This window comes from Zoogloea sp. (genome assembly GCF_041914405.1).
GTDB lineage: Bacteria > Pseudomonadota > Gammaproteobacteria > Burkholderiales > Rhodocyclaceae > Zoogloea.
Genome location: NZ_JAYSDK010000021.1, coordinates 83,829 through 94,425 on the forward strand (window position 1 = coordinate 83,829; position 10,597 = coordinate 94,425).

Below are 10,597 nucleotides of genomic sequence, written 5' to 3' on the forward strand. Positions count from 1 at the left end.
CCGGAACCCGGCCTCGGCCGGGTTCCTTCATTTCAGAGGGGCGTCCTTGGGAGACATCGGCAGCACGACGCGGAAGCGGCTGCCGTGCCCCGGCTGGCTGTCCACCTCGATCCGCCCGCCATGCTGGCGGACGATGCGGTAGGCCGACGACAGGCCGAGACCGCGCCCGTCCCCCACCGCGCGGGTAGTAAAGAACGGCTCGAAAATGCGCGCGCGGACCGCCTCGTCCATGCCGCAGCCACTATCCTCGATATCCACCCACAGCTCACCGGCCACCTCGCGGGCACGTAACGCCACGGTGCCCGGCGCACCGCCGAGGGCGCGCAGTCCATTGTCAATGATGGCCTTGAAGGCCTCGCCGAGCAGCGTCGGATTCACCGCGAGCACCGGCAGATCGGTGTAGGCACGCACCAGTTGCTGGCCAGCCCCGCGCTTACCGGCCAGCGCACGAACCGCCTCGTCAAGCAGCACGTCGAGACGCACCTCGGAGCACTCCACCGGCTCCCGCCCCTGACTGGCGAACTCCTGCAGGGCATGAACAATGTCGCTGACCCGCCCGAGACCACGCATCGACTCGGACACCAGCCCCGGCAGATCCTCGCGGATGAAGTCGAGGTCGGCGCCGGCCCGAGTGGCCTGCCAGGCGTCCGCGACGCCATCGTCTGCGCACAAGCGGTCTGCGGTATCCACCAGCGCCAGCAGGCGCTCTGCGTACTCCCGCAGGGTGCCGAGGTTGGAAGCGACAAAGCCGAGTGGGTTGTTGATCTCGTGAGCGACCCCGGCGGCCAGTTGGCCGACCGCCGCCAGCTTGTCGGCCTCCTGCAGCTGGCTGCGGGTGGTCTGCAGGGTGTCGAGGGTGTGGCGCAGGGCCTGGTTGGCCTGCTGCAGCGCCTCCGTACGTTCGGCAACCCGCTCTTCCAGACAGGCGTTGCTGCGGGCCAGCGCCTCGTTGCGCTCCGCCACCAGCCCCAGCAGATTGCGCACGGCACCGACCAGCGCGGTATTGGCCGGATCCCCGTGATGCTCCGCTTCGCCGGCGTAGGCCTCTGCAGCCGGTACCCCTGCGGCCAGGGCACGCAGCTGGCGGGCCATGCTCTGATCGGTATCGAGGATGTGGAAGGTCAGCCAACTGGTCACAAAACGGTAGAGCAGCGAAACGACCCGGTCGATATCGTCAGACTGGCGCATCTCCTCGACCCTGGCGACAAAGTCGGCGTGGCTCTGGCGATGGCTGCGCAGGTGGCGCGGGTCGATGCCCGCCTGCTCCATCAGTGCCTCCTCCGTGGCGAAGTGATGAATGGCGTAGCGCGCCAGGCCATCCAGTACATGGCTCAGCTCCGCTGGCTGGATGACCGCGCCGCTGGCTGCCCGCTGGACCAGCATGTTGATCAGGTCCACCAGCTTGTGGTGCTGCCCATCCACCTCGGCAAAGCCGGTTTCAAAATACTCAGCCCAGCGGAAGGGCGTGATCTTCTGCGCCCCGCTCATGGCTGGCCCCCGGCACGTCCGTCCAGTGCGGCCCGGATCCCGTCCACCAGCGTCGGCATGACCTGCCCCAGCGTCACCACTTGGTCCGCCAGCGCCTCCACATTGCCGCTGCGCACGATCCGGCAGATCCCGTCGGCAAGCGCGAAGACGTCCGCCGCCCCCACGTTGCCGGCGGCTCCCTTGAGGGTATGGGCCAGACGTTCGATGCCGACCAGATCCCCGGCAGCCAGGCAGGCCTTGAGGCGCTCCGCCACGTCGGCCTGGTTGCTGGCGAAGAGGCCGAGCAGCCGGCCATAGGTGGTCCACTTGCCGCGCACCAGGCGCACCCCCTTCTCCGTATCCAGCCCGGCGATGCCCCGCAGGCGGACGATCCACGCATCGGACCCCGCATCGTCGGCAGCCATGGCGGCGGGTACCGGGATCGGCAGCGCCGCGCCCGGCTGCAGCCACTTGAGCAGTACGCGGCGCAGATCTTCGGGCTCCACCGGCTTGGCGAGAAAATCGTTCATGCCCGCAGCGCGGCACGCATCCTGGTCCTCATCGAAGGCGTTGGCGGTCATCGCAACGATCGGCAACGCGCCCTGCCCATCCAGCCCACGGATGCTCCGGGTGGCCTCGAGGCCATCCATCACCGGCATCTGCATGTCCATCAGGACGAGGTCGAAAACCCCGTTCTGCACGCAGTCCACCGCCTCCTGGCCGTTCTCGGCGCAGTCCACAACCACGCCCAGGTCCGAGAGCATGTCCATCGCCACTTCCTGGTTGAGCAGGTTGTCCTCGACCAGCAATACCCGTCGTCCGTGCAAGGCCGGCGCATCCTCGAGGGAGGCGCCGGTACGTGCGTCGCTCCCTACCACCGGCAGAGTCACGCCCGGGCGTGTCTGCAGACGGGCGGTGAACCAGAAGGTGCTGCCCTGCCCCAGGCGGCTCTCCACCCCGGCTTCGCCGCCCATCAACGCCGCCAGATGGCGGGTCAGCGCCAGGCCGAGGCCCGTCCCACCGTACTTGCGGGTCGTTGAGGCATCCGCTTGCTCGAAGGACTGGAAGAGGCGCGGCAGCTGATCCGCCGCAATGCCGATCCCGCTGTCCGTGACCTCGAAGCGGACCAGCATGTCCTGCTCCCGCTCGTCCACGATGCGGGCGGTAAGACTGACGCCGCCTCGCTCGGTGAATTTCACCGCATTGCCGAGGTAGTTGAGCAGGGCCTGCCGCAGGCGCGTCACGTCGCCGCGCAGCACGGGCGGCAAGCCGTCCGTGCTGGAGTGAAAGCTCAGGTGCTTGGCCGCCAAGCGTTCGTGGATGAGGGAATGGGCCTGGTTGAAGAGGGCTTCCGGGGAAAAGTCGATGGACTCCAGCAGCAGCTTGCCGGCCTCGATCTTCGAGATGTCGAGGATGTCGTTGATGATCGACAGCAGGTGCGCGCCGGCATGGCGGATCTTGTGCAGGCGGTCGCGCTGGGCGGCTTCCAAAGGACTGCGCTCGAGCAGGCGGGCCAGGCCGAGGATGGCATTCATCGGCGTGCGGATCTCGTGGCTCATGTTGGCCAGGAAGGCGCTCTTTGCCTGGCTGGCGGCCTCGGCGCGCTGGCGGGCCTCGGCCAGTTGCCCGGTGCGTTCAGCCACCAGGTCTTCAAGATGGTGGTGGTAGACCGCCAGCTGGGCATCCAGCTCGCGCCGCTCGGTGATGTCGAAGAAAGTCGCCATGAACAGCTCACCCACATCCGACCCGGCCACCATCAGGGTCCGTTGCTCGCCGGACTTGCAGGTGATGCGGAACTCCCTCGGCTCAACAGGGCGGCCGGCGGCGCGGGCCTGGTGAATGGCCTCCAGCCAAATGCCACGGGCCCAGGCGCGGTAGTCTGGATCAGGATAGGCCAGCAGCCACCAGGTATCCACATCAGGGATCTCCGCGCGGGAGTAGCCGAAACTCTCGACGAAGCGGCGGTTGATATCGACGATGCGCCCCTCTCCGTCGACGAGGCTGAGCGGCAGCGGCGCCACCTCGAACAGCTGTCGGAAACGGGCCTCGCTCTCCCGCAGGGCGGACTCCTCCCGGTGGCGCGCAATGGCAATGGCCGCCAGATCGGTGGCCATCGAGACCTGCTGCAAGTGCTGCTCCGTCGGCCCCGACACGCAGCCCGGATAAAGCGCGAAGGTACCAAGCACAACGCCTTCGCGGCTGAAGATCGGCGTCGACCAGCAAGCAACCAGCCCGTACTCGGCGGCCAACCCCCGGTAGTTCAGCCACAAGGGGTCACGGGCAATGTCCTTGACGATCACCGGGCTACAGCGCCACGCCGCCGTACCGCAGGAGCCCACGGCCTCGCCGATCGCCACCCCGTCGACGGTCCGGTTGTAACCATCGGGCAGGCTCGGTGCAGCCCCGTGCCGGAGATGAACGCCGTCCGAATCGAGCAGCAGGATGGAGACCCTCACGTCGGCCAGCTGCGACTCGACACCGCGTGCCAGGGTGTCGAGAGTGTGGTGCAGAGGGGCACCGGAGGCGACCATTTCGAGGATGTGGCGCTGGGTCGCCAGGTAGATCTCACCGCGCCGGCGGGCCGTGACATCGGTCCACGAACCGACAATCTCCTCGCCGTCCTCGGCCGCGTTGCCGGCCATCCGTAACTCGTCACGCACCCAGATATAGCGCCCGTCCCGATGGGCAAAGCGATACTCGAGGCCGAGTTGCCCACCGGGCTTCAAGCTACGCCAGGCCGCCTTCGCCGTGTCGCGGTCATCGGGGTGGAGTCCGGCCGCCCACCAGCCCGGTTGCAGCACATCCTCGGGCGCATACCCGAAGATGCGCTGGATGTTGTCACCGACCATCGCCGGCACCCAGTGCCCGGCCTCCCGCCGCATCGCGTAAAGAATGGTCGGGCTCGCCTCGACCAGGTGGCGCAGGCGGCTCTCGGCCTGCACCTGGCGACGCTGGGCTTCCTCCCGTGCCGCCCGGTCGCGCAGCGCCCGGATGCCGAAGGCCAGGTCGCCGCCCAGGTCGGACAGCAGGCGCATCTCCTCATCGTCAAAGGCGTCTGCCTCACTCGAGTAGACACTCAGCGCGCCAAAGCAGTGGCCATCGGCATCCAGCAGCGGCAGTGCGCAGGAGGACGCGTAGCCATTGCGCACCGCCGGCTCCCGCCAGCGCGCGAAGCGCGGGTCGGCCAGGATGTCGCGGCACACCTGCGGCTGCTTCTCACGAATGGCAGTCCCGGTGGGGCCAACGCCCTCCACACCGTCGCACCATGACACGAACACCGAGTCCAGATAGCCGTCGACGAAACCGAACTGTGCCACCGGCCGCACCTGCCGGCGGACATCATGTTCGGGATAGCCGACCCAGGCCATCCGATAGCCGCCGAAATCCACCATCAGGCGGCAGATGTCCCGCAGCAGCATCGTCTCGTCGGTTGCGCGAGCCACCGCCTGATTGCATTCGCTGACCGTCGCCAGCGCACGATTGGCCCGCCGCAGGCCTGCCTCGACGCGCTTGCCGGCGGTGATGTCGCGGGCCACGCCCAGCACGCCGATCAAGGCCCCGTCCATGTCGTACATGGGGGTCTTGATGGTCTCGAGGATTTCCTGATGCCCATCCGACGCAAAGGTGACGCGCTCTTCGCTGCGGTGGGGCGACCGGGCGGCGATGGCCGCGAGATCATTGCGGCGGAAGGTGTCGGCCAGCGCCGGCGGCACGAAATCATAGTCGGTCCGCCCCACGATCTCGGCCTCACGAGCGCCAAAGAAGAGCTCGAAGCGCGGGTTGCAGGCCAGGTAGACCCCTTCGGGGCTCTTCAGCCAGACTAGGTCGGGCAGGGTCCGGACAAGAGCTTCGAGCAGCGCACCGGAGCGTGTTCCATCGCCGGTCGAAGCCGGCGTGGCAGCGGATGGAGCAGCTTGGGAGCGCGGTGTCTCCGGCGGCAAGGACATGGAACGGGACCCTTTGCGGTCGCGGGTTGACAATACCCGGAAGCCCGTCATGAACAGCTGAACAGCTCCGGGTGCAAAAATCAGGACAGGAGCATCACTATATAACGGTCGCGCCCTCTTCCACGCAGTGTGCCCGCCCGTGCATCACGCCTCCCGCCCTTTGCTCCAGGCCAGCAGGCCACCCGGGATGTCTTGCAGGGGCAGCACGCTGCCGACCGCGCCGCGCAGGATGGCCTCCTTCGGCATGCCGAAGACGACACAGGTTTCCTCGGCCTCGGCGATTGTCGCCGCACCGGCATCACGCATTTCCTTCAGACCGAGAGCGCCGTCATCCCCCATGCCGGTCATGATGATCCCCAGCGCATTGGCACCGGCCACCCGCGCAACCGAACGGAACAGTACATCCACCGAAGGTTTGTGGCGGTTGATCAACGGGCCGTCCATCACCCCGACGAAATAGCCGTTGCCATCCCGTGTCACCTGCAGGTGGCGCCCGCCCGGCGCGATCAAGGCCAGGCCGGGCTCCACCCTGTCGCCATGGCGGGCCTCGCGCACCTGGATGCGACAGAGGCCGTTGAGGCGACGGGCGAACATCTCGGTGAAGCCGGCTGGCATGTGCTGCACCACCACGATACCCGGCACATCCTCGGGCAGCGCCGTCAGCACGGCCTCCAGCGCCAGCGTTCCGCCGGTGGATGTGCCGATGGCCACGATCCGCGTACGGTCGCTGCTGACTGCCAGGCGCGGCCCGCGCGGCAGGTCGCCGAGGGTCAGCTTGGGACGCGGAACCACCTCCGGTGCCGCAGCCGCCTTGGCGTTACCCGGACGCAGGCGGGCACTCGCCGCCGCCCGGACGGCCGCCACGAGGCTGTCGCTCTCGTCCTGCAGGAACTGCTTGAGACCTACCTTGGGCTTGGTCACCAGCCCAACAGCCCCCGCCGACAGCGCCTCGAAGCTGGCCTTGGCACCGCTCTCCACCAGCGTCGAGCAGATCACCACCGGCGTCGGCCGCTCGGCCATCAGCTTGCGCAGGAAGGTCAGGCCATCCATCCGCGGCATCTCGATGTCGAGGACCACCACGTCAGGCCATTCCTTGCGCATCTTGTCGATCGCAAACAACGGGTCGACGGCCGTCGCCATCACGGTCATGTCGGGCTGGGCGTTGATCGCCTCGCTGGCGACCTGGCGCACGATCGCCGAGTCATCGACGATCATCACACGAATCGGCCGGGATCTCATGGATTCACCTCGCCGATGGGACGATGGGCCAGCCAGACGTGGCCGGTCCACAGATCGAAGATCAGCTTGCGATGGCCCGTCCCCCCGCAATGGGTGACGCTCGGGCGATAGCCATGACGCACCAGCAGCGCATCGGCCGCATCCACGTTGCGGCGCGCAATGTCCATCACCGCCGGACGGCCCACGTCCCGACTCAGCATGTTGCCGCCGCCGAAGACCTTCACCTGGTAATCCGCCGGTTTGCTGCCGACCTTGGTCACCTCACGATCGAAAAGGGCCAGCGCCTCATCCGCATAGCGTCCGTCCAGCGCCTGCCCACCCGCACGGCCCCGGCTCGGCAGCATGTAATGACACATGCCCCCGATCAGGCGCAGCGGATGCCACAGCGTGATCGACACGCAGGAGCCCAGCAGCGTCGAGATGCGTGTGCGGCCGCCGCCAAAGAAGAAACCGCCGGGTTGCAGGAAGACTTCCCGGATATCGTCACCGCACTCGATCATGGCTTGCGATAGATCGTCGCCCGCACCAGCTCCAGCCCCTGCTGGATACCGTTGAGCGTCTCGGAATGGCCGATGAACAGATGGCCCCCCGGCTTGAGGCGCGGCAACAGGTTGGCAACGACTTTACGCTTGGTGTCCATGTCGAAATAAATCATCACGTTACGCAGGAAGATCACATCGAACTCGCCGACCTCCGCCGGCACCGGCAAGGTCAGGTTGACCTGCTGAAAACGGGTCCGGCGCTTCAGTTCAGGTGTGATCAGAAAGGTCCCGCTCTGGCTGCGCACACCTTTCAGGCAATACTTCGCGAGATATTCGGGAGGAATCCCCTCGTTACGCTCGAGCGGATAGTGGCCGGCGGCGGCCTTGGCCAGCACCTGGGTGCTGATGTCCGAGCCCACCACCTCCCACGGGGTTTGCGGCAGCGAATCGGCCAGCAGCATCGCCAGGGTGTAGACCTCTTCGCCTGTGGAGCAGGCCGCACTCCACACGCGGAACGCCCCACCGGACCGGCGCGCCCGGATCACCTCGTTCTTCAGGAAGGTGAAATGCCCCGGCTCGCGGAAGAAATAAGTCTCGTTGGTGGTCAGCAGATCCACCATGACCTGCAGCTCTTCCGCATGCTGGCCCGAGCTCAGCAAGCGGTAGTACTGGGAAAAAGTGTCGAAGTTGTAATGTTTCAGGCGCTTGGACAGGCGGCCGACCAGCAGCACCTTCTTGGCATCGGACAGGCTGATGCCGGCGATCTTGTAGATCAGCCGCTGGAACAGCGCGAATTCCTCGTTGGTGATGGCGGAGCCCATGGGGCTCCCGACAGGGGGACGGACCCGCTCCATGGCGACCCTCAAAACAGTTCGACGTTGTTATCCGGCTCGGTGGGCTTGTTCAGCGTAGCTGCATAGGCCTGCTCTTCCCGTGCGATCACCTCGGCAGTGGCATGGGAAGTCACGATGCGCTTGCACCAGGCATCCCCGTTACTGGGCAGGAACAGCAGCTTGCGCGACCAGGGGCCGAGAAAGTCTGACGCCAGCAGCGGGATGCCCTCGCGCTTCAGCCAGTCGCGGGCGAAATGCGCATTACGCTGGCCGATGGCGAGGGACTGCCCGGAGGTTTCGATGATGGTACCACCGCCAAAGGCCTTGGCCTGCAAGCGCGGCTTGCGGGCGCCCTGGGCCAACAGCGCGTTGAGCAAGGCTTCCATCGCGTAGTCGCCGGCCAGCAGCGCATCGACCTCGCCGTGGGAACTGCGCTGCAGGTTGGGTAGCATGAAGTGGTTGATGCCACCGATACGTGCCTGGGGGTCGAACAGACAGACCGCCACGCAGGAACCCAGCAGGGTCGCCAGCGGCCGCTCCCGCTCCACCGCCCAGGCACCGGGCGCCACATTGCGGGCCAGGCGCTCGATCTCCCGGGCCGGCAGGCTGGCGTAATCCATCGTCGTCACCGAATGCCGTTCAAGCCGACGGCGCGCCCCCGCCTGTCAGGTCGGCACTGCCGCCGTCGGTGGCGACGCGGGCCAGGGTGGCGATCTCATCGACCGAGAGAACCTTCTCGACCTCCAGGAGGATGACGAACTTGCCGTTCACCTTGCCCATCCCCTTGATGAAGTCGGCGCGGATCTTGGCCCCGAAGGACGGCGGCGGCTCGATCTCCGACGCCGGAATCTCCAGCACCTCGGACACCGCATCCACCACCACCCCGACATCCTGTCGCTCGTCGTTCTCGGTCAGTTCGATGATGACGATACAGGTGCGCCGGGACACCTCGGAACGCTTGCCGCCGAAACGGCTGGCCAGGTCGATCACCGGCACCACCGCGCCGCGCAGGTTGATGACCCCACGGATGAAGGGCGGCACCATCGGAATCTCGGTGACCGTACCGTACTCGATGATCTCCTTGATGTTGAGGATGCCGACGGCGAACATCTCGCCGCCGAGCAGGAACGTAAGGTATTGGGCGGGACTGGTCTCGACCACCACCGGGGCCTTGGCCCCGGCAGCAGCAGTCGCCCCCGCCGGCGTGGGCAGCGTCGTCATGCTCTAGCTCCTTTCGCCGCTCAGAACTTCTCGAAGTCGCCTTCGTTAAACGCGAACCCCGCAACCTTGGCCGGCGCGCGAACCTTGCCGACATTGGAATGGCCCGGTGCCGCCGACGGCGCGGCAGCCAGAATCCGGCCCATGTTGCGCTCATCGATGGTGAAGAACTGCATCAACTGCTGCAGTTGCTCGGCCTGGCCGCCCAGTTCTTCCGCAGTGGCGGCCAGCTCTTCGGAGGCCGACGCGTTCTGCTGGGTGGCCTGGTTGAGCTGGTTCATCGCGTTGTTGATCTGCGCGACGCCGGACGACTGCTCCTGGGACGCGGAGGCGATCTCCTGCACCAGGTCGGAGGTCTTGCGGATCGACGGCACGATCTCGTCGAGGAGCTGACCGGCACGCTCGGCCAGGCCCACGGAATCGCCGGCCAGGCCACCGATCTCCTGGGCTGCGACCTGGGAACGCTCAGCCAGCTTGCGCACTTCCGCAGCCACGACCGCGAAGCCCTTGCCATGCTCACCGGCACGAGCCGCTTCGATGGCGGCGTTGAGGGCCAGCAGGTTGGTCTGGTAGGCGATGTCGTCGATGATGCCGATCTTCTGGGCGATCTTCTTCATCGCATCGACGGTGTTCTTCACTGCGTCGCCGCCCTCGGTCGCTTCCACCGCGGTCTTCGAGGCCAGGTTGTCGGTGACCTTGGCGTTCTCGGCGTTCTGCTTGATCGAAGCCGACATCTGCTCAACCGACGCGGACGACTCCTCGACGCTGGCCGCCTGTTCGGACGAAGACTGGGACAGGGACTGGGCAGTTGCCGAAACCTGGCCGGACGCGTTGGTCAGCGCATCGGCGGCGGTGCGCACCTGGGTGATGGTGTCGGAGAGCTTGCCGACGGTGTTGTTCACCGCTTCCTTGAGCGCCTTGAAATCACCCTGGTAATCGTTGGTGATGTTCTGGGTCAGGTCGCCCTGCTCGATCGCGCTCATGATGCGGCGCACTTCGTTGATCGGCCCGACGATGGCATCCAGCGTGCCATTCACGCCATCCACGATCTTGCGGAAATCACCCTGGTGCTGACCGGCTTCTGCACGGGTTTCCAGGCGACCGGCAATCGCCGCTGCGGACAGCATGTTGGCGTCAGCCACCAGCTTGTTCACCGCCTCGATGCAGGTGTTGAGGTTGTTCTTGATGGTGTTGAAGTCGCCGTTGTAGCTGTCGGTGATCTTCGCCGGGATATCACCCTTGGAGATCCGATCCACGTAGTTGGCAGCCACGTTCAGCGGCCCGATCACCGCGTCGAGGGTGTTGTTGACGCCTTCCACGATCCTGCGGAAGTCACCCTGGTGCTGGCTCGCGTCGGCACGGGTGGCCAGACGGCCCTCCACCGCAGCCTTGGACAGCACGCCCGCATCGG

At 66.5% G+C, this 10,597-nt stretch carries 8 protein-coding genes; all 8 read right to left on the reverse strand.

Annotated features, from left to right (window positions below; all coding sequences use genetic code 11):
* Positions 1-27 precede the first annotated feature (27 nt).
* Positions 28-1,488, reverse strand: a complete 1,461-nt coding sequence (locus ACE3RX_RS13875; RefSeq protein ID WP_374484722.1) for a bacteriohemerythrin — start codon at positions 1,486-1,488, stop codon at positions 28-30.
* Positions 1,485-5,414, reverse strand: a complete 3,930-nt coding sequence (locus ACE3RX_RS13880; RefSeq protein WP_374484727.1) for a PAS domain S-box protein — start codon at positions 5,412-5,414, stop codon at positions 1,485-1,487. Before ACE3RX_RS13880 ends, ACE3RX_RS13875 begins: the two co-directional genes overlap by 4 nt.
* Positions 5,415-5,558: 144 nt before the next feature.
* Complete coding sequence (locus ACE3RX_RS13885; RefSeq protein WP_374484729.1) at positions 5,559-6,653, reverse strand: chemotaxis response regulator protein-glutamate methylesterase; 1,095 nt, start codon at positions 6,651-6,653, stop codon at positions 5,559-5,561.
* A complete protein-coding gene (locus ACE3RX_RS13890) occupies positions 6,650-7,153 on the reverse strand; it encodes a chemotaxis protein CheD (protein WP_374484732.1) in 504 nt (167 codons plus the stop codon). The genes ACE3RX_RS13885 and ACE3RX_RS13890 overlap by 4 nt, the downstream gene beginning before the upstream one ends.
* Positions 7,150-7,956, reverse strand: a complete 807-nt coding sequence (locus ACE3RX_RS13895) for a protein-glutamate O-methyltransferase CheR (protein WP_374484734.1) — start codon at positions 7,954-7,956, stop codon at positions 7,150-7,152. Before ACE3RX_RS13895 ends, ACE3RX_RS13890 begins: the two co-directional genes overlap by 4 nt.
* A 41-nt stretch (positions 7,957-7,997) precedes the next feature.
* Positions 7,998-8,588 (reverse strand): chemotaxis protein CheD, encoded by a 591-nt coding sequence (locus tag ACE3RX_RS13900; protein WP_374484736.1) that lies wholly within the window; start codon positions 8,586-8,588, stop codon positions 7,998-8,000.
* 19 nt (positions 8,589-8,607) lie between these two features.
* Positions 8,608-9,189 (reverse strand): chemotaxis protein CheW, encoded by a 582-nt coding sequence (locus ACE3RX_RS13905; protein ID WP_374484738.1) that lies wholly within the window; start codon positions 9,187-9,189, stop codon positions 8,608-8,610.
* A gap of 20 nt (positions 9,190-9,209) precedes the next feature.
* Positions 9,210-10,597: methyl-accepting chemotaxis protein (locus ACE3RX_RS13910; RefSeq protein WP_374484742.1), on the reverse strand; the 1,388-nt coding region annotated here is incomplete at its 5' end.